Consider the following 19,796-nt stretch of genomic DNA (forward strand, 5'->3'; position numbering starts at 1 on the left):
TAAAGTCTCCCTCAGCACTAAAGTCTCCCTCAGCACTAAAGTCTCCCTCAGCACTAAAGTCTCCCTCAGCACTAAAGTCTCCCTCAGCACCAAAGTCTCCCTCAGCACCAAAGTCTCCGGCAACTGGGCTAGTTAGGCTTATTTCCAGCGTATTTTAATACTGATATCGCTCAGCTTGTTTGGAGGGAGGATTTAGATAAGCTTTTGCGTTTTTTGCATAATTCGAAGCTATTATTATCAATTAAGATAGAAGCTTAATGTTAGATAATAATTAAAGTTAAGGTGTTGTTTTATTTGCTTTTATTTATATTTTTTCAAATTTGACGCTATGTTTTTATTGGGACAGAATCATTTCACTCCTTGATTGAATTCGCAATTAGTAAAATAACGGGGTTTAAAATGAAAGAGCTAAAAATGACAAATGAAAATGTCTCGCTTGTTAACTTTAACAAAATAAATGTACTCATGGCTGACTTTGAAAAAGCTGGTGATACACAAGACTTAACCTCAATCCTAAAGAAAGAGGCATTAGAGTGTGGCTATAACGTACTCGGGGTTTTAGATTATAACCCTCTGTCCGCTCAGTCATATCAACTTAACTATTTTGGTGAGATAGACAGGGATCTTGCCAAGTGTCTAGATACCGACGCCGGTTATCTTCACTGTAAGAACGGGTTAAGAATCAAACCACTTTCACAGGTTATTGATTATAAAGATAGTTGTTGTGGGCTGTATTTGTTGCCATTACGAGGTGTTGCAGGAATAGCTGGTGGGATCATATTTGATATACCTGAAACAGTAGAAACGTTTGGCAGCATTGAAATGATTGATTGGTATTGGACGATACTGTCACCGTATTTATTAAATGCGGCCATTCGTTGTAGAACAGGCAGTGTAAACATCACCAAACGAGAAAAAGACTGCTTGGTTTGGGCGTGTGAAGGTAAAACCTCTTGGGAGATAAGCCAAATACTAGGTATCTCTGAGAGAACCGTTAATTTCCATTTATCAAATTGTATTGTTAAGACGGACAGTGCTAACCGTCAGCAGGCCATTGTAAAATGTCTTGTTAAAAACCTGATATAAGCTCAGTAGAGCACTAAGTGTCGTGATCGATAGCTGAAGAACACACAGGTAAGTCGCGTGAGAGCGGCCATAATTAGAAATAAAGTGAATGAAAAGCGCTGTATGTGCTGCCAGTAAACAAAAGGCAGCGGATGGAATCATCAGTGAAAGTAAGGTGTCAGTCTCAGCGCGAGATAGAGTCGGTATGTTAGATGCGAAACTTTTCATAATGCGGATAATTTCAGTTAGAATATGCGCATAAATGCTAAAGTACAAAGCGCCCTTAAAACGTAATACGGGATTCTATTTCGATGTCACTCACTACAATTATATTAGCCGCGGGTAAGGGTACTCGCATGCGTTCAAAGTTACCAAAAGTGCTCCACCCTGTCGCGGGTCAGCCAATGGTGCAGCATGTTATTGATAACGCAGTGGCCTTAGGTTCAAAAAGTATCAATTTAGTCTATGGACATGGCAGAGAACAACTACAAACTGCTTTGTCTCACAATGAAGTAAATTGGGTGCTACAGGAAGAGCAACTCGGTACAGGTCATGCCGTTGCTGTTGCAAAACAGCATATTGAAGACCAAGACACAGTGCTTATTCTGTATGGAGATGTGCCACTGACTAAAACAGAGACGCTTGAGCGTTTGCTTGCAGTGACACCAGAAAATGGTATGTCGGTATTGACTGTAACCTTAGATAATCCAAATGGTTATGGGCGCATGTTGCGTGAAAATGGCAAGCTAACAGGTATTGTTGAACAAAAAGATGCCACACCTGAACAGCTCAATATCAAAGAAATCAATACTGGAATTATGGCTGTAAATGGGCGGCTACTAAAGAAGTGGCTGGACGCGCTATCAAATGACAATGCGCAAGGTGAATATTACCTAACGGACATCGTTGCTATGGCCCACAATGACGGTGTAGAGATCACCTCAGCTCAACCAGATGATGCGATGGAAGTTGAAGGGGCGAATAACCGTGTACAACTGGCAGGGCTTGAACGCGCTTATCAAGCGTGGCAAGCAGAGTCGCTCATGTTAAACGGTGCCAGCTTGGCTGATCCTAGCCGCATAGATGTGCGCGGTACTGTGACGACAGGTCAAGATGTACAGATAGATGTGAATGTGATCTTCGAAGGGTCAGTAGCAATTGGTGATGATGTGGTGATTGGACCGAACTGTGTGCTTAAAAACTGTGTTATTGGTAACGGTGTGGTGATCAAAGCAAACACATTGATAGAAGATGCACAGGTTGGAGATAAATGCACACTGGGGCCATTTGCACGACTGCGCCCAGGAGCTGTAATGGAAGAAGATTCGCACATAGGCAATTTTGTTGAGATGAAGAAAACCCGTTTGGGTAAGGGCTCGAAAGCGAACCACCTTACCTATCTTGGTGATGCCGACATTGGTGAAAAAGTAAATATTGGTGCTGGCACGATTACCTGTAACTACGATGGTGTAAACAAGTCAAAAACAGTTATCGGTAACAATGCATTTATTGGTTCAAATTCAGCGCTAGTGGCACCTGTAACGATAGGTGACACAGCGACCGTTGGAGCAGGATCGGTCATCACATCGACAGTTGCTGATGAACAGCTTGCAATTGCTCGTGGTAAACAACGTAATTTATCAGGCTGGCAAAGACCTGTGAAAAAGTCCTAACTGACATTGGTGTGTATGATGTTTTTGTGCACACCAACATGAAGCTTTTAGTTGCTTCCTAACTTTGCTCTGCGCTAGATATATCAACGGATGTCGTTAAATTGGTGACGTCGTAGTCAAGTTCCTTTTTGTTACTTGTCGTGATACATTGTCAACTTAATTGAACAAATATTAACAATAATATTACCGAAGTAGAGTTATGGAAAATTTATTCCGCAAAGAAGTCATGGAACACAAGCGGCATCGACTAGAAGGGGCTGTTTCGTTAGTACAACCGCCACTATTCAAAACACTGACCATTTTAATATGCACAGTGGTGGTGATCAGTATTGTTTTTCTATCAATAGGTAAATATACGCGCAAAGAACGTGTTAGTGGTGTGGTAGAACCCAACACGGGGATATTGAGACTCAAAGCGCCGCAAACGGGTGTGATTTCAGAAATTTTGGTTAATGAGGGGGAATATGTTGCCCAAGGTGCCCCCATTTTACGGATTGCCTCGGCTAAACACAGTAAACATGCTGTTGAGTTGAATCAGGCGTTACTGAATCAGTACAGTTTTCAGCTGCAAAGTCTGGAACAGCAATTATTACACCAAAAGAGACAAAATTCGCTGGCAATCACTGAACTGGAGCAACAAAAAGCGACAGCAAAAGCACGTCTAGCTGAGCTTGAGCAACAATCTCAAACGTTTGCCGAACGGTTGAAGCTGAATGAAACCATGGTGTCACAGATCAGTACCCTCAAAGGTAGTGGCTACATTTCTGAGTTGGAGTTGCAAAGACAGCGCGATACATTACTGTCTTTAAAACAGCAAGCGTCTAGCATTCAGTCCGAACGGTTATCTTTATTGAGTCAGATTGAGCAACTCGATAATCAACTCGAAAAACTTCCACTAGAGCAGAGTAATCATTTATCCCAATTACAATCGCAAAAAGCTGACTTACAAATTCGCTTGTCGTCCGTTGAACAGCAGCGTTTGGGGGAGCTTAGAGCACCTAAGTCAGGTCTTGTCAGTGGTTTAATGGCGAAGGTAGGTAAGAATGTGATGGAAGGACAGAACCTTCTTACTGTGTTGCCAGAGAACAGCCAAATGCAAGCCGTTATTTTTGTACCGACATCGGCGTTTGGTTTTGTCAACGAAGGCCAAAAAACACGGTTGCGATATCATGCGTTCCCATATGAAAAGTTCGGTGTTTATGACGGTAAGGTGATTGAAGTCAGTCAAAGCGTTATTTTCCCAGATGAAACCAATACCCCAGGCATTATCTCAGCCCCAGCATATCGGGTCGTGGTTGCGCTTGATAATCAAGAAGTTCAGGCTTATGGCAAAGCGTCAGCGTTACGTCCAGGTATGACGCTCGACGCAGACATAATCATCGAAGAACGATCGCTACTGAGGTGGTTGTTTGATCCAATATTCAGCATTCAAGGTCAGCTATAAGCTGTAAACATGAGAAACAAGGCGGCTTAACATGCACATTGAAGACAACTCACCTGTGGCTAAGCTACAGTTCTGGTCAAGGAAATCACTGCCCATTATTTTGCAGTCAGAGGCGGCTGAATGTGGCCTCGCTAGTTTAGCGATGGTTGCGGCCTATCATGGTTTTCACAGTGATCTGATTTCCTTAAGGCAGAGATTTAACATCTCGTTAGAAGGTGCGACGTTACTCGATATCATGCACTTTGCTGAAAAATTGGAGCTAACCTCGCGCCCTCTGCGGATTGAACTAGACGATCTGGATGCGCTGCAAACCCCGTGCATATTGCACTGGGATATGAACCACTTTGTGGTACTCAAAAAGGCCAATGAAAAGCGAATTGTGATCCATGACCCAGCCGCCGGCGAAAAAACTTTTACGCTAGAAGAGGCCTCTAAACACTTTACCGGCATTGCGCTAGAGCTGACACCAACCAAGAACTTTGAAAAACGAGAAGCTAGGCCGTCACTGAAGTTTTCTGACTTTTGGAGTCGCATTACAGGCTTGAAGCGTTCACTGACGCTGATATTTGTGCTTTCAATGCTACTACAAGTGTTTACGTTAGCCTCGCCATATTACATTCAATTGGTGATTGACGATGTGGTGCTCACGGGAGATACCTCATTATTAACCGTTCTGGCGGTGGGGTTCTTTTTAGTGATGGTATTTGAAATTGCCACCAATGCTTTGCGTGGTTTCACCCTGTTGCATTTTGGTAATCAAATGAACATTCAACTGGGTGCCAACTTGTTCCATCATCTTGTGCGTTTACCTCTGAGTTACTTCGAGACCCGCCATATGGGAGATGTGGTTTCACGTTTTGGCTCGTTGCAGCAGGTAAAAAAATTGCTGACCACAGGCGTCATCGAAGCAATAATCGACGGCTTGATGGCGGTGATCACGTTGGCGATGATCTTTTTCTACAGCCCTTTACTATCAGCCGTGGTGCTGGTGGCTGTGGTGTTATATGCCTTAGTACGGATAGCCATGTACAAGCCATTTCGCACCATCAGCGAACAAGAAATCATGGCTCGTGCGGAAGAAAACTCCAACTTTATGGAAACCGTAAGAGGGATCCAGACCATCAAGTTATTTGGCTCCGAAGTGAAGCGAGAAGGTCAGTGGCAAAACCGCTATGCCAACGCCATTAATCAGAATATTCGTTTAGGGAACTTTCAGATTGGCTATGATGCTGTTAACAGAGCGCTGTTTGGCATAGAAAACATTGTGGTTGTGTATCTTGCGGCGAACCTTGTTATTCAAGGCGGTTTCAGTACCGGTATGCTATTCGCATTTATGGCTTACAAGCGCCAGTTTATGGATAAAACCGCAAATCTTATCGAGAAGTTTATCGAATTTAAAATGCTTGGTTTGCATTTTGACCGAATTGCAGACATCGCGTTGACCAACAAAGAGCAATTGCAACCTGACCAAGTAAAGCGCCATACCTTAGTGGGCAATATAGAGATTAAAAATGTCAGCTTTGCGTATTCAGATGCCAGTAAAAATGTACTCAATGAGCTAAGTCTGAAAATTAACGCCGGCGAATCGGTCGCCATCACTGGGCCATCCGGTTGTGGTAAATCAACCCTACTTAAAATTATGCTAGGCCTGATCCCCGTTAAAAATGGTGAAGTCTTGATTGATGGTATTCCACTTGAGCAATTGGGAGCTCGTCAATATCGTCAACAAATCGCGGCGGTTATGCAAGATGATGAGCTATTGTCCGGATCAGTGGCAGATAATATCGCATTTTTCGAAACACCTATTGATATGGCTCATGTGGTGTATTGTGCTGAATTAGCAGCTATTCATGATGATATTAGTGCTATGCCAATGGGATATGACAGCTTAATAGGTGATATGGGTTCAAGTCTCTCAGGGGGACAGAAACAGCGTATTATTCTGGCCAGAGCCTTATATAAAAATCCCAAAATATTGTTTATGGATGAGGCAACCAGCCATTTGGACACCAGCCTTGAATCAGACATCAATGATGCGGTATCTCGTTTGAAAATAACACGGGTGATCATTGCACACCGTAAAGAAACGATAGCGTCAGCGGACAGAGAAATAAAGCTAACCAAGTATAAAGAAGCGAATACAGAAGAAGCATAATAATTAAGTGCTCATAAAGATAAAACGGATACCTTAAGGATAAGCATGAAAAGTACACTCTCCATGCCTTTGGAAAAAAAACAAAAAATAGAAAATATAATTCACCAATTGGCCAATCTCGTTAGTGCAAAGAACGAGTCTCATCATGGGTTTTTAAGCGGCTTAGCTGGACATTTGCTGTTTCTATACAAGGCACACGAATACAACCCTGATTGGGTGGATGAAGCGCTGTTCGCGCAGAAATTAGATGCGCTACAAGAGGGGCTGGAAGCGCAAAGCTTGGAGTTAAGTACAGGCCTTGCCGGACAGGCGTGGTTGTTGGAGTACCTCAATCAGGCGAATCAAGACGATTATGACGCCGACCTATTGGAAGATGTTGATGCTTTATTCGCGAACGCCTTGGATCATACCCCTTGGCGTGGTGAGATTGAGTACGTTTTAGGCTTAGCCGGTTATGCTCCCTATGCAGCAAGACGTTTGCGTTACAGTGATCAGCAAGCATTATATAGCGTCATCGTACAGGGCTTTGAAAGTACAGCCAGTCGATTGGAAAACGGCCATATTACTTGGTCACAACCCAGCAAGTCAGTTTATCGGTTAGATCAAGACTGTCTAGATGAGCCTGAGTTCAACCTTGGTCTTGCGCATGGTGTACCGGGTATTATCGCAGCACTATTACCCGCACTAGAGATCCCAGCTTTAAAGTCACAAGTAACGGAGCTTGTGCAGGGCGCCTGTGATTGGTTATTAGCGCAGCAAATTGAAAACGCTGACAGTCTGTCTTGTTTTAGCTCTTGTGCTAGCCAGCCACATGAAGCTTCGCGTTTAGGTTGGTGTTATGGAGATTTAACCATTGCAGTGGTTTTAGCGCGCGCGGGTCATGCGCTGGGTAGTCCCAACTATGTTGAGCAAGCACTCAAGGTTGCCCTAAAAAATACCCCTCGTGATGTGACAACCGGTTATGTGAAAGACGCTGGACTATGTCATGGCTATTTGGGAATTATGACTATTTACCAAGCGTTAAACCAGTTAATGCCACATCCTCAGCTTGAAGCAGTGGTGACGACTTGGCTTGATCACGCGTTAGAGCAATTTGAGCAACAAGGACTTGAAGCGTTTTATTTCTTTAGTGGGCTAAGTAAGAGCTATGAAGAAGATTTCAGTCTATTGACGGGCTATTCAGGTATTGGATTGTGCCTGCTCGGTGCGCTGAATGACGATCTTAGCTGGATTGACAGTATGCTAATGGCATAAGGAATAGAGAATGAATAATAATAATAATTCTAAGCAATCAAAAGCGGTTATTAAACCCATTCAATGTGCTCCTTTTTTTGTGATACGCACGCCGCGTCTAGCGACTGAATACTTGCACGCATTTGGTGCCAGTGATGCCGATAACAACGCCATTCTTAACGACTGGCTTGCAATGCCTGGGGTAATGGAAGCGCTTTATTTGGCCAGTCCTTCGTTACTTGAGCGCATTGAGCTGTGGCGGAATAAGCCTGACTCTAAACAGGGTAAAAAAGTCGCTCAGGCGTTGCTAAAATATATGATACGGATGTGTTCTCGGGCGACACCATTTGGCTTGTTTTCAGGCGTACATCAAGGGCAAATATCAGATAATACGAGTATTATCAGTGGTCCGTATAGTGCTGATAAGCGCAACACGCGACTAGACATGTTTTACCTTTCGGCTTTAAAAGAACACTTTATTAAACATGCCTCTCGCTCAGAACATTTAACTTATAAACCAAACTCTTCGCATTATTTTGTTGCGGAGCAATGCCGTTATATCGAGAGTTATATCTCTGACGATACGATGCAATATCGCTTGAGTGCCGTAGACAGTGATGAATACTTTAAGTTTGCACTATCGATAGCGAAAACGGGTAAGAGCTTTAATGCATTGGTTGAGGCATTTCACCATCAATATCCAGAGGCTGACAGAGCGGATGTTGAATCATACATCCAAGATTTAATCGACGAAGGCGTGCTCCAGGCCGATATACCTTTACCGCTGACAGGGGAGTCTCCTGACTCGGCTTTATTGAAGTCGTTGCAAGCGATTAATGAGCTCCATACTGCGGATCATCTTGCGACCGCGTTAACGCAAATTGAGCAATTAGACGCGCAAAGAAGTGGTGAAATAGCGCCATATAAACAAATTCTCGCGCATTTAGAGCAATTGCCAATTAAAGTTCAGGAAAACAAACTGTTTCAATCGGATGTATATCGAGACTTTGCACAATGCCAGTTGAGCGAAATGGAAATGAGCCGTTTGAGAAAGCAGTTGGAATTGATAGCTGGGCTCAGCGCTGACTCAAAAACGTCAACATTGAATAACTTTATTAATCAGTTCAATGCACGTTTTGAGGGCCAGTTTGTGCCGTTGGATGTGATTTTAGATGACGAGTCTGGCATTGGCATATCGGATGAAACTGGCTACGAATCGCCGCTCATAGCTGGTCTCATGTTAGGGAAAAAATCGCAGCAGCAAGCAAGCGGTAGTAGCAATGCTTGCGCAATGGATACCATCATTGATGAAGCGATTAGCTTGCCCGAAAATAGAGCTCGAGACTGTATCGTGTTAAAGAGCAAAGAACTAAAAGCAAAAGTAACCAATCAGGATGTGGTACATAAATTCCCAAGTTCATTTGCAGCTATGATCAGCCTTTATCAAGATGATAAACAGCATCCTATTGTGAAACTTAGCGGTTGTACTGGGCCTTCGTCTGCTAATTTACTTGGACGTTTTTGTCACCTCGATGAATCACTAAAAAACAATGTGCGAGCGGAGCTGCAAAAAGAGCAGGCCCACTCAAGTGAGGTTATTTTTGCTGAGGTGGTTCACATGCCAGAAGGACGCCCCGGCAATGTGGTTGCAAGGCCACACTTGCGAGAGTATGAAATTGTATTTATGGCTGATAGTAGTTTGGCTGATGAGTACCAAATACCGCTATCAGATTTACATGTTTGGGTTGAAGGACTGCAAGTCAAACTTTGGAGCAAACGACTCAATAAACAGGTGGTGCCACGTTTATCTTGTGCCCACAATTATTCAGCGCGTAGTCTAAGTGCTTACAAGTTTTTATGTATGCTGCAACATCAATCAGGGCGAGCTCCCAATTTCCGTATGCCTTCGAGCACTGAGCGTAGTGCGTTTGTGCCGCGCATTATGCTCGATAATCTGATTTTAAATGAGAAAACGTGGCGTATTCCAAGAGAAGCGCTCGAAGCGGTTTACCGAAAAGGGCAACTTGATAGCGATAAGCTAGACGCGCTAATGACCAAGTACCAGCTCGATGCTGAGGTCAGCTACGCGATTGCTGACAACGTGTTACAGCTGAACCTGCGCAATGCTGATATGTTATCAATTTTGCTGTCTGAAACGAAAGGACAATCCCATATCGAGCTCAAAGAAGTGCTGAGCAGCCACTATCAATCCAGAGTGGTTGATGCACAAGGCCACCATTACAACAATGAGCTTGTTGTGCCATTTTTTAACGACAATGCCTCGGTACACAGGCATTCTAGCGATAATCCAATCGCCAACATTACCGCTACGCCTATCAAGCGCCGATTTAGTGCTGGATCTGAGTGGCTAAGTTTAAAGATATACTCTGGTAACTCTGTTTTAGAACAACTACTTAGCGAGCGTTTACAGCCACTGATTGAAGAGCAGCACGCGTTGTTTGAAAAGTGGTTCTTCATTCGCTACGGCGATCCTGATTGGCACCTTCGTCTGCGTTTTCATGGCGAGCCAGAGATACTATGTGGTCAGTTACTCCCGCTATTAAACCAATTGCTAGACCCCATGATTGAAAGCGGTGAACTACACAAAGTTGAACTGATGACCTATGAGCGGGAAGTTGAACGCTATGGCGGACCAGAGTCCATGGCACTGGTTGAGTCGCTGTTTATGTATGACAGTATTTTAATCGCCAAGACTTGTGCGTTGTTAGATGAGTATGATGAACAGCTTAGATGGCGTGTGGCGCTGCTATACACAGACAGATTGCTGACTTTGTTTGAATATGATGATGAAGCGCGTTTGGCTTTAATCAGTCGCTTGAGAGATGGCTTTGGTCGAGAGTTTAGTGAAAGCAATACCTTGAGAAAACAATTAGGTAATCGCTATCGAGATTATCAAGCAACCTTGGACAGTGACTTTGCGCAGTTCAATCAGCAGGTACCCTCTGCACATGATGAAGTACAAAACGCGCTGTTTAGTTTACTGACTCAATGGCAGACGCAAGCCGCTCCTGTGGTTGCCAAGCTGAATGCCTTGCTTGCACAAGGCGCTTTAAACTGTAGCCGCGATTCCTTACTAGGTTCGTTACTGCATATGCATAATAACCGCATGTTTAAAGCCTATGGGCGTGAACAAGAACTGGTGATCCACGACTTGCTGCGCCGCAAATATTTTTCAGCGAATAAACAACAGTAAAGCAATCACATCGCTGTCGAGCGGTGTTAGCGCGCCGCTTAGTGACGTATATAAGTTTGCTCAAATGGATATGAATAACTAAGCTCAAAGGCTTCAGGCTACTGAGAAGTTATCTAAGAGTGTCAGATGAAAACATTTAAATTATTGATTTTAGGTTTTTTATTACTACACAGTTATGGCGTGTCGGCAGCGAAATCATTGGTTTCTGAACTGAAAATATTTGAGCCATACTTAGGAACTTGGCAGGCAGATTTTCCTGTTGCTGGCGGTAAACCTGCCATGCAGGATGTTAGCCATTGGGAACGAGCTTTAAATGGCACGGCCGTGCGTACTTTACATTCCATCAATGAGGGTATGTACGGTGGCGAATCTCTGATTTTTTGGGATAAAAGTAAACAAAAGGTGGTGTTTTTTTACTTCACCACCGCTGGCTTTTACACTCAAGGCACCATGGAGGTGCAAGATGACGGCAGTTTTGTCGCCTACGAAGATGTGGCTGGGAATCAGGATGGTATTACGCAAGTGAAGTCTACCAGCCGCTTTGTTGATGGTCAGATGGAGGTGTCTACTCAGTACTTAAAACACGGTACGTGGACACATCCAGAAAAGCGCCGCTATACCAGATCTAGTAAAGCGGTTAAATTTCATTAAGGTAGCTAGTCGTTGTGATCACATCGACTAGCTTGTATACACAAGTGATTAAATTTAAGTTTTTGATAAAAATAACTTAAGTGTATCGCCAACCTGTAACACATCTTTTGATAGCGCATTCCACTTTTTAATTTCATTCACACTGATGTTGAAGTGTTTGGCAATACGCCATAGGCTGTCGCCAGTGCGCACTGTATAGTCCACTTGCTGATCTGCTAAAATGGGCAGCAGTAACGTGTCTCCAATCTTTATATTGTTACTTTTCAATTGATTAAACGTTTTAAGCTGAGAGACCGTCAATGCATGACGCTGCGCAATGACGCTTAAACTATCCCCTTTTTTGATAGAGTAATGTTGCCACTGTTTGCTTGGCATGGCGGGCAGTTTGGCCACATAGTCTTGCCATTGGTCAGCCTGTAAGGCAGGCACGACGATGTGTTCTGGTCCATCCAACAAGGCTGGGAAGCGAGTGTAGCCTGGGTTAAGGGTTTGAAGTGTACGCCAAGCTTTGTCTGTATTTAGGATCACGCCTTGGGTTAAGGGTAAAACCGCAATTGCTGTATGGTTGGGGATCTTTGGAAATTCCATTTGCTGGCTACGCAGCAGTTGGGCAGCTGCCAGTAGTTTGGGCACGTAGTGACGAGTCTGTTTGGGCAAAGGTAAATCAAAAAAGTGAGTTGATTTACCACGCTGTTGATTATGCTTAATGGCTTGGGCTACGCGTCCTTCTCCGGTGTTGTAAGCCGCAATGGCATGATACCAATTGCCATCAAAGCGCTTATGTAAGTAGCTCAAAAAATCTAGCGCGGCATTGGTGGCATCGACAATATCTTGTCGACCGTCATACCAAGGGGTAATTTTTACGCCGTAATGTTTGGCAATTAGAGGTGTGAGTTGCCAAAGACCTGAAGCGTGCTTGTGAGAATAGGCGGTGGTGTCAAAATCGCTTTCAATTAAAGGCATTAAGGCCAGCTCTATGGGGAGCCCCCGACGTTCAACCTGTTCTACAACATATAACAGAAATGGTTTGGCTCTGTCGCTTATCACATGCATGTAGTTGGGATGTGACAAATACCAATCAACACGCGCCTGTACGCTTTCATGCGCTGAAGGGGCAAAGGTTAACTGTGAACGAATACGCTGCCATACATCATCGCTCTGCTCGTCAATGCTTGAATGTTGTACGGTGACCGTTTTTTTGTCAGCGGTGTTGGAGGTCACGTTAGCGGTGGTCGTCTTTGACAGTGATGGTGGTTTAGTAGACGTTGGAGTTGTGGTGCAGGCGCTCATCAGCGGCAGCAAACATAAAAGTGTGAAGCGAAATACATACATCATGAAGTAGTCTCTGCGTTATTTGTACCGATTGTAAACAAGAGGATCGGTAGGTGTAAAGTTTGCCTAATGTAAAATGATGGGATTAATATGATATGAATCGAGTTCTTTTATTGCAGGTAATGAACGGTAAGTGAATGCTTACAATCATATTCCGATGTTCCTATGATAAACACGGTGTGAATTGAACACCACAAGCGCAAGGTGCTGAGAGTGGGGACCTGCGACACATAGTCAGCGGTGTGCACTTGGCCTGCGGGCAGGCCACAGTACTATCGCCAGATAAGCATGCCAACTCAGCGTGCTAGTCGAGCGTCTTAAAGGCAATAGACGCATTAGTGCCACCAAAACCAAATGAATTGGACAGTGCCACATTAACCTCAACTTGCCGTGCCGATTGCATAACAAGGTCAACACCCTGACAATCAGGGTCGACATTATCTGATGTTAGATTCAGGGTAAATGGCAGCGTTTGATGCTTTAACGCTAGGACCGTAAAGACTGCCTCAATGGCTGCGGCAGCCCCTAGCAAGTGTCCTGTTTGTGACTTGGTGCCAGACACAGCAATGCGCGCGGCGTGGTCAGAGAAGGTATTTTTTATGGCTAATACTTCGATACTATCGGCTGCGGTGCTGGTGCTATGGGTGTTGATGTACTGAACATCTTGTGTGTTAAGGCCCGCCATATTGAGCGCATTTTGCATTGCTCGCTGTGCTCCAGAGCCTTGTGGATGAGGGGCGCTGAGGGCTTGTCCGGTGTAGCCGTCGCTGGTTCTACCAAAACCGACAATCTCACAATATATTTTTGCCCCACGAGTGATGGCATGATCGTACTCTTCCAGCACCAAGCATGCAGCGCCTTCGCCCATCACAAAACCGTCTCTGTCGCGGGTGAATGGACGAGAGGCCGTCATGGGATCTGCATTTCTGGTCGACAGCGCATTTTGTGCGTTAAATGTGGCGATGCCAACTGGTGTGACAGAAGCTTCAGCGCCTCCTGCGACGATAATGTCAGCTTCACCACTTTTAATGGCATTACAGGCATCAATCATTGAATGTGCGCTCGCCGCACAGGCTGTGCAGTGCGCGTTGTTTGGTCCGCCGAAATTCCAGTGGCTAGCAACATATCCAGCAGCAAGATTAGGCAAGAACATTAAATTTCCAAAAGGAGACTGCTTTTTACCGCTGGCTGCTTTGGCCGCGCACAGTTCCAAACTGTTTAAGCCACCTACGCCCGTTGCAAAGTTAACCCCTATGCGGTGCTGCAATCTCTCATTGGTAAGGTTATCAAGCCCTGCTTCATGAATTGCTTCTGCGGCGGCTATCATGGCGAACATTTGGTGGCGGTCCATTTTTTTGAGTAGCTTAGTGCGGGCGCTGTCGTCCATATGCTTAAATGGTGCCAGTGTATGCGCATCTAACTGTGAACTAATTTGAGCAGCAAAGGTTGTTTTGCAGGCAAATTGCACCGGATCAAAGTGCTCAATTGGTCGTATGCCGTGCTTGCCTTGCAGTAAATTTTCAAAGCTGGTGTGCGCGCTATCGCCTATGGGTGAGATGGCACCAATACCTGTAACAACGATTCTTCTCATGTTTATCCTTTTCAATTAAATTGCGTCGTGCTTGAGACGCGAATATTGCTCAGCAATACTAAGCATGTGCCGTTGCAAAATCATGACACTGCGGTCGGTGAATTTTTTATGCGAATGTGAGCGAAAAGGCAACGTCATACGTTTAATTAAGTCCAGAACAAAAAATGTATGGGTGATTTATGTTAGAAAGTGAATTAAAAGCACAATTGAGCCAGTTCATGCTAGATCCCGTTATTCTGAGCTATGCGGATGCTAACCATTATTTAGCGGGTGGCGTTGATATACACGGAAACTATCATCTACTGACCAATAAGCGAGGAGAAACACAGACCTTTAATTCATTGCGTGAAGCCGAGGTGGCATTGGCCAATTTGGGGGTAACCGCCGTTACTTTCGAAATGCAAAGCGCTTACGATGAGATGGTTGCGTCAGAATCTGTCGGTAGCGTAAAAACCAAGCTACATCTTGTGCATTAAGCCTATAACGGCTCACAACAGGGACTTTTCATCTGCTATGGCTGCTTCGCACATCAGCGTAAGCGCCATAGCTGGCAACTAAATACGCCATGGTACGCACCAAGCCCAAGTAACCAGACCTATTGAAAAATAAGCACATATTTACCCACCGAAAGCTAATTTTAAACACTAAGCTGCAACAGGTTATGGGTCACGCAAAAGAAACCTTAATTTGCAGTTGTCAACATCAATAAGTTTCGTTTAAACTACGCCTAAATTACGAAACGAAACTTTTCTGAACGGTTCATGACTAAACGAAATACCCAACAGCGCCGCCATACTATCCTTAGTCGAGTTAATGAAGAGGGTGAAGTGAGCGTTGAAGCATTAGCTGCTGAATTTGAAACTTCAGAAGTTACGATTCGAAAGGATTTAACCGCGTTAGAAAAGAGTGGTTTATTATTACGCCGCTACGGCGGCGCAGTGGCCTTGCCGCAGGAGATCGTGGGCAGCGCCAATGGTGAACAAGATTCACGTCGTAAAACCGCGATTGCTAAGGCCGCCGCTAAGCTGATTAAAGATCATAACCGCATCATCATTGACAGTGGCCGCACTACCGCAGCCATGATCCCCGAGTTATCTAACAAGCGTGGACTTGTGGTGATGACCAATGCCATGAATATTGCCAATCGACTTCTATCATTGGAGAACGAACCGACATTATTGATGACCGGAGGAACATGGGATCCGCATTCTGAGTCGTTTCAGGGGCAGGTTGCAGAGCAGGTGCTACGTTCTTATGATTTTGATCAGTTGTTTATTGGTGCCGATGGCATAGACGTAGCGCGCGGCACCACAACCTTTAACGAGCTGGTGGGCCTGAGTCAACTAATGGCACAGGCGGCCAGAGAAGTGATAGTCATGGTTGAGTCTGACAAAGTAGGACGAAAAATTCCTAACCTTGAGTTGCCATGGCAACAAGTTACAACCTTGATCACAGACGAAAATCTAGCCGACGACAAACGTCAGGCCATTGCACAAAGTGGCGTGACGGTTATTTGTGCAGCTTTATAAATACAGCGTTATGCAAGTACGACAACACCTTGTATAGCAAGATTAATATGACAACACCAACGTGCAAAATGGAGCAACTATGTGTGGGATTGTAGGGGCGGTAGCAGAGCGCCCAGTAAATAAGATTTTAGTTGAGGGCCTAAAGCGCCTAGAGTACCGAGGCTATGACTCGGCTGGCGTGGCATTGAGCCTCAACAACACGTTAAACACGGTGAAAGCTGTGGGCAAGGTGGTTAACCTTGAACAAGCGCTCGAAAAAGCCAATGTGAAAGGCTCTACAGGGATTGCACACACGCGCTGGGCAACACACGGTGGCGTGACAGAAAGCAACGCGCACCCACACATCTCAAATAGCGAAATCGCGCTAGTACATAACGGTATTATCGAAAACCACGCGCCACTGCGCGATGCCTTAAAAGGTGATGGATACGAGTTTTTGTCAGATACCGATACCGAAGTCATGGTGCACCTAATTCATCAACTTCGCCAACAGCACGATAGTCTACTTGATGCGGTAAAGGCCGCAGTTAAGCAGCTTGAAGGTGCGTATGGCACGGTGGTTTTTGATAAAAACAACGATCAAGAAATGATTGTTGCGCGCTCAGGCAGCCCGCTGGTCATTGGCCTAGGCTTTGGTGAAAACTTCATTGCCTCTGATCAGTTAGCTCTGTTACCTGTTACTCGCAGCTTTATCTTCTTAGAAGAAGGCGATGTTGCGCGTATTACCCGTGACAGCGTAGAAATTTACGATCTCAACGGCGAATTAGTTGAGCGTGAAGTGGTTGAGTCTAACATCACCCAAGACAACTCAGGTAAGGGCGAATACCGCCACTACATGCTAAAAGAGATTTATGAGCAACCACTTGCGGTGCGAAATACGCTGGAAGGTCGCCTAGACAACGATCGTGTAGCTGTGGGTGCCTTTGGTGACAGCGCACAGCAGATCTTCAAAGATGTAAAACATGTGCAGATCATCGCCTGTGGTACCTCTTATCATTCAGGCATGGTGGCACGTTATTGGTTGGAACAGTTTGCTGGCGTAAGTTGTAACGTGGAAATCGCTTCTGAATTCCGTTACCGCCAATCATTTGTTCATGAAAATAGCCTGTTGGTAACAATTTCTCAATCTGGTGAAACGGCAGATACCCTAGCGGCACTGCGCCTTGCTAAAGAGCAAGGTTACATGGCATCGATGACAATTTGTAACGTACCGGGTTCATCACTGGTCCGTGAATCAGACTTGGCGTTTATGACCAAAGCGGGCGCTGAAATTGGCGTTGCCTCAACTAAGGCGTTCACCACACAACTTGTGGGGTTATTGATGCTAACTGCGTCGATTGCGCAAGAAAAAGGCCTAGAACAAAGCGTCATTGTTAATGCCATAAAAACGCTGCCAAACAAACTGGAAGAAGCTCTTTCACTAGCGGGCAGCATCGAAGACTTGGCAGAAGAGTTTGCCGATAAGCACCATTCATTGTTTTTAGGTCGTGGCTCACAATACCCAATCGCAATGGAAGGCGCGTTGAAGCTGAAAGAAATTTCATATATTCACGCAGAAGCCTACGCTGCGGGCGAGTTAAAACACGGCCCACTGGCATTGATTGACGCAGACATGCCAATCATCGTGGTAGCACCAAACAACGAGCTACTTGAAAAGCTGAAATCAAACGTGGAAGAAGTACGCGCCCGTGGCGGTATCATCTACGTATTCGCAGATAAAGACTCACACTTTGAGTCTGATGAAACCATGCGCGTGATTAACGTAAATCACGTAGAAGACATCCTAGCGCCAGTTGTATATACAATCCCACTACAGCTACTTTCATACTACGTAGCCGTGATCAAAGGCACCGATGTAGACCAACCAAGAAACCTAGCTAAATCAGTAACGGTTGAATAAGAAAAGGCGCGAAAGCGCCTTTTTTTGTGGGTGAACAATAAAGTTTCACCCCAAACAATAAAGTATCATCCCAAACAATAAAGTTTCATACTAAAATAGCTTGGCCGAGGGCTTGATAATGGAGATAACTCTGTAATTATACTTTAGAGTTGTGATCGATTTATCTAAGCGTAAAGGAAAGTTATGGTTACTAGAGAGGACATGAAAGGTTGGATCATTGAATGCCTACAATCAAGAGGTGGTTCAGGATGGCCAAAAGATGTTGCACGGTATGTATGGGAGTCCTACGAAAAAGAGCTCAGATTATCGGGTGATTTGCTTTATACGTGGCAGTACGATTTAAGGTGGGCCGCCCAGCGACTAAGATATTCAGGAATATTAAAGCCTGTGAACGGTCGTAGAGACTTACCTTGGGAGCTAAGCTAATTCAAATAGAGATAAGCCGACCTTTGATCGGCTTTTCGTCATTTCTGTTATGTATCTTTAACTTACTAGAAATTAAGAAGGAATTCTAAATCGTTAAAACACCAATTTGCTTTTATTATGAATTGCTTCTCTATTTTGAGAATGTCAGACCCGTTAAAATCTGAAAGCTCAATTTGCGCTTTTTCATGTCTATCTATGGAAAGCCAGTACGTATTAGTTTCTTCATTGAAGAAAAACCAGCACTTATATAAATCACCGATGATTTTATCAACTAAACAGGACAGTCACTTTAAAAATAGTACTTTAAAAATAGAGATAAAACACGCGAATTAAGCCTTTTCCTAGCCAGCTCACGTCATTTGGTGAACCATGTAACCAAAAATACCCCGTTATTGAGTAGTGATTATTTCAACAGAATGATTTTTCACAAATTACCCAATATTTTAAGCGCAATGAGGCCTGCCTGTTACAGCATATTACGTTGGGTGCGATAATTGTTAGTTGGTTCTCAGGTAAATAACACTTCGCTAATTTTGATACATCGCCGTCGTTTATATTGTTGTCGCGCGCAGTACTCGTCAAGATTATGTGTTTTACCGACTGCGCCATGAAACACCCTCTCAAATTGCGTGGTGAGTTTTATCCAGTTGTGGGCTTGAATGCTTAATCGTTGCAGGATGGGCGTTTCGTGTTGCGCTATGTAGCCACGTTTGTCTGTGCGAATACATTTACCCGTGAGTTCAACAAGCTCTAAATAAGACTTAAGTTCGAATGGTAAACCCTTTGGCATATGTTTTCTGGGGCTGCCCACAAAGCGTGCAAGCTGTTTTGGTTGTTTACCTGCTTTAGTATGTTCACAGCGCAGTTTTATGCTGGTATGGGCTGACCCTTCGGGTGTTTTTGCTATCTTTGCTCGAACAGGGTTTAAATCTACATAAGCCATACAGGCCATCAAAGCCGCTTCATCTAATAGCGCTTGGCTTTTAAACCGCCCTTCCCAAAAATGACCCGTGCACTTATCTTCTTTATTCGCCCTACGAGCGATGTTTTCATTAAGGACACGCATAAACCAACTGATGCTTGAGAGTCTATTCCGATACTCTTTTATCTCTTTGTCTAAAAGGAGGCGCTGACCTTCATCTAAGCGTTCTCCATTTAAGTACATGAGCGTAAGCTTTGAGCCTTTAAACATCTTGTGCCAGCGTAGTAACATTGCTTTATCACTCAACCTCTGAGCTTTTTTAGCATCTACATACAGCACTACATGGGTGTGATTACTCATGACCGCATAGGCACACACATCGATGCAAAACACCTTCGCTAAGAACAGCAGGCGCTGCTCTACCCAGCCGCGACGATGCTCGTACGATTTGCCCGTGAGTTTATCTTCACCGCACAAAAATGCTCGACGAACACAGCGTGACACACAGTGATAATAAGGCGTATCCGACAAACTGATTTGCCGTTTCCTTGCTAATCCCATCGTTCACTCCTTGAACTTAGAATTGAGTTGATTTTGAAGTATTAAAAGCTTAGGCAAAGCACTCAAGGTTTCAAGTTTGAGTGACTGTCCATATTAAGGT

General features: G+C 44.4%; 14 protein-coding genes. 11 read left to right on the forward strand and 3 right to left on the reverse strand.

All coding sequences use genetic code 11. The features are described 5' to 3' along the window. Nucleotides 1-414: 414 nt before the first annotated feature. From C2M32_RS00330 to C2M32_RS00360, 7 genes are all read left to right on the forward strand, one after another. Complete coding sequence (locus C2M32_RS00330; RefSeq protein ID WP_234401186.1) at nucleotides 415-1,086, forward strand: helix-turn-helix transcriptional regulator; 672 nt, start codon at nucleotides 415-417, stop codon at nucleotides 1,084-1,086. A gap of 290 nt (nucleotides 1,087-1,376) precedes the next feature. Beyond that, on the forward strand, nucleotides 1,377-2,738 hold the full coding sequence (gene glmU / locus C2M32_RS00335; protein ID WP_105166575.1) for a bifunctional UDP-N-acetylglucosamine diphosphorylase/glucosamine-1-phosphate N-acetyltransferase GlmU: 1,362 nt from the start codon (nucleotides 1,377-1,379) through the stop codon (nucleotides 2,736-2,738). Nucleotides 2,739-2,937: 199 nt separating this feature from the next. Beyond that, nucleotides 2,938-4,182: an HlyD family secretion protein gene (locus C2M32_RS00340; RefSeq protein WP_105166576.1), complete on the forward strand. Its 1,245-nt coding sequence runs from the start codon at nucleotides 2,938-2,940 to the stop codon at nucleotides 4,180-4,182. 31 nt (nucleotides 4,183-4,213) lie between these two features. Next, nucleotides 4,214-6,337, forward strand: a complete 2,124-nt coding sequence (locus C2M32_RS00345) for a peptidase domain-containing ABC transporter (protein WP_105166577.1) — start codon at nucleotides 4,214-4,216, stop codon at nucleotides 6,335-6,337. A 45-nt stretch (nucleotides 6,338-6,382) separates the two neighbouring features. Then, nucleotides 6,383-7,591 carry a lanthionine synthetase C family protein gene (locus C2M32_RS00350; RefSeq protein WP_105166578.1) on the forward strand — a complete coding sequence of 403 codons (1,209 nt, stop codon included), beginning with the start codon at nucleotides 6,383-6,385 and terminating at the stop codon, nucleotides 7,589-7,591. Between the two features lie 10 nt (nucleotides 7,592-7,601). Then, nucleotides 7,602-10,784 carry a lantibiotic dehydratase gene (locus C2M32_RS00355; RefSeq protein ID WP_105166579.1) on the forward strand — a complete coding sequence of 1,061 codons (3,183 nt, stop codon included), beginning with the start codon at nucleotides 7,602-7,604 and terminating at the stop codon, nucleotides 10,782-10,784. A 126-nt stretch (nucleotides 10,785-10,910) separates the two neighbouring features. After that, entirely contained in the window at nucleotides 10,911-11,435 is a 525-nt protein-coding gene (locus C2M32_RS00360) for a hypothetical protein (RefSeq protein ID WP_199886091.1), read from the forward strand. A 54-nt stretch (nucleotides 11,436-11,489) separates the two neighbouring features. Here the strand turns inward: C2M32_RS00360 and C2M32_RS00365 are convergent, their stop codons facing one another. Beyond that, the gene (locus C2M32_RS00365) at nucleotides 11,490-12,770 is read right to left on the reverse strand and encodes a LysM peptidoglycan-binding domain-containing protein (RefSeq protein ID WP_442792688.1); all 1,281 of its coding nucleotides are present in this window, start codon (nucleotides 12,768-12,770) and stop codon (nucleotides 11,490-11,492) included. Between the two features lie 301 nt (nucleotides 12,771-13,071). Further along, nucleotides 13,072-14,358, reverse strand: a complete 1,287-nt coding sequence (locus C2M32_RS00370; protein WP_105166580.1) for a beta-ketoacyl-[acyl-carrier-protein] synthase family protein — start codon at nucleotides 14,356-14,358, stop codon at nucleotides 13,072-13,074. Between the two features lie 179 nt (nucleotides 14,359-14,537). Here C2M32_RS00370 and C2M32_RS00375 point away from each other — a divergent pair, with 179 nt between their 5' ends. The 4 genes from C2M32_RS00375 (at nucleotide 14,538) to C2M32_RS00390 (ending at nucleotide 18,213) form a co-directional block, all read left to right on the forward strand. Then, a complete protein-coding gene (locus tag C2M32_RS00375) occupies nucleotides 14,538-14,834 on the forward strand; it encodes a DUF6482 family protein (RefSeq protein WP_105166581.1) in 297 nt (98 codons plus the stop codon). 285 nt (nucleotides 14,835-15,119) lie between these two features. Continuing rightward, nucleotides 15,120-15,887 (forward strand): DeoR/GlpR family DNA-binding transcription regulator, encoded by a 768-nt coding sequence (locus C2M32_RS00380; protein WP_105166582.1) that lies wholly within the window; start codon nucleotides 15,120-15,122, stop codon nucleotides 15,885-15,887. 79 nt (nucleotides 15,888-15,966) lie between these two features. Further along, nucleotides 15,967-17,787 carry a glutamine--fructose-6-phosphate transaminase (isomerizing) gene (gene glmS, locus C2M32_RS00385; RefSeq protein WP_105166583.1) on the forward strand — a complete coding sequence of 607 codons (1,821 nt, stop codon included), beginning with the start codon at nucleotides 15,967-15,969 and terminating at the stop codon, nucleotides 17,785-17,787. Nucleotides 17,788-17,970: 183 nt separating this feature from the next. Next, complete coding sequence (locus C2M32_RS00390; protein WP_105166584.1) at nucleotides 17,971-18,213, forward strand: hypothetical protein; 243 nt, start codon at nucleotides 17,971-17,973, stop codon at nucleotides 18,211-18,213. A 508-nt stretch (nucleotides 18,214-18,721) separates the two neighbouring features. Here C2M32_RS00390 and C2M32_RS00395 read toward each other — a convergent pair. Continuing rightward, a complete protein-coding gene (locus C2M32_RS00395; protein WP_105166585.1) occupies nucleotides 18,722-19,696 on the reverse strand; it encodes a transposase in 975 nt (324 codons plus the stop codon). Nucleotides 19,697-19,796: the final 100 nt, after the last annotated feature.

The sequence above is a fragment of the Pseudoalteromonas sp. T1lg23B genome, assembly GCF_002964665.1.
GTDB lineage: Bacteria > Pseudomonadota > Gammaproteobacteria > Enterobacterales > Alteromonadaceae > Pseudoalteromonas.

Coding starts and splice junctions, on each gene's coding strand:
- C2M32_RS00330 (WP_234401186.1), top strand. CDS start 415: ATGACAAATGAAAATGTCTCGCTTGTTAACTTTAACAAAATAAATGTA.
- glmU (WP_105166575.1), top strand. CDS start 1,377: ATGTCACTCACTACAATTATATTAGCCGCGGGTAAGGGTACTCGCATG.
- C2M32_RS00340 (WP_105166576.1), top strand. CDS start 2,938: ATGGAAAATTTATTCCGCAAAGAAGTCATGGAACACAAGCGGCATCGA.
- C2M32_RS00345 (WP_105166577.1), top strand. CDS start 4,214: ATGCACATTGAAGACAACTCACCTGTGGCTAAGCTACAGTTCTGGTCA.
- C2M32_RS00350 (WP_105166578.1), top strand. CDS start 6,383: ATGAAAAGTACACTCTCCATGCCTTTGGAAAAAAAACAAAAAATAGAA.
- C2M32_RS00355 (WP_105166579.1), top strand. CDS start 7,602: ATGAATAATAATAATAATTCTAAGCAATCAAAAGCGGTTATTAAACCC.
- C2M32_RS00360 (WP_199886091.1), top strand. CDS start 10,911: ATGAAAACATTTAAATTATTGATTTTAGGTTTTTTATTACTACACAGT.
- C2M32_RS00365 (WP_442792688.1), bottom strand. CDS start 12,770: ATGATGTATGTATTTCGCTTCACACTTTTATGTTTGCTGCCGCTGATG.
- C2M32_RS00370 (WP_105166580.1), bottom strand. CDS start 14,358: ATGAGAAGAATCGTTGTTACAGGTATTGGTGCCATCTCACCCATAGGC.
- C2M32_RS00375 (WP_105166581.1), top strand. CDS start 14,538: ATGTTAGAAAGTGAATTAAAAGCACAATTGAGCCAGTTCATGCTAGAT.
- C2M32_RS00380 (WP_105166582.1), top strand. CDS start 15,120: ATGACTAAACGAAATACCCAACAGCGCCGCCATACTATCCTTAGTCGA.
- glmS (WP_105166583.1), top strand. CDS start 15,967: ATGTGTGGGATTGTAGGGGCGGTAGCAGAGCGCCCAGTAAATAAGATT.
- C2M32_RS00390 (WP_105166584.1), top strand. CDS start 17,971: ATGGTTACTAGAGAGGACATGAAAGGTTGGATCATTGAATGCCTACAA.
- C2M32_RS00395 (WP_105166585.1), bottom strand. CDS start 19,696: ATGGGATTAGCAAGGAAACGGCAAATCAGTTTGTCGGATACGCCTTAT.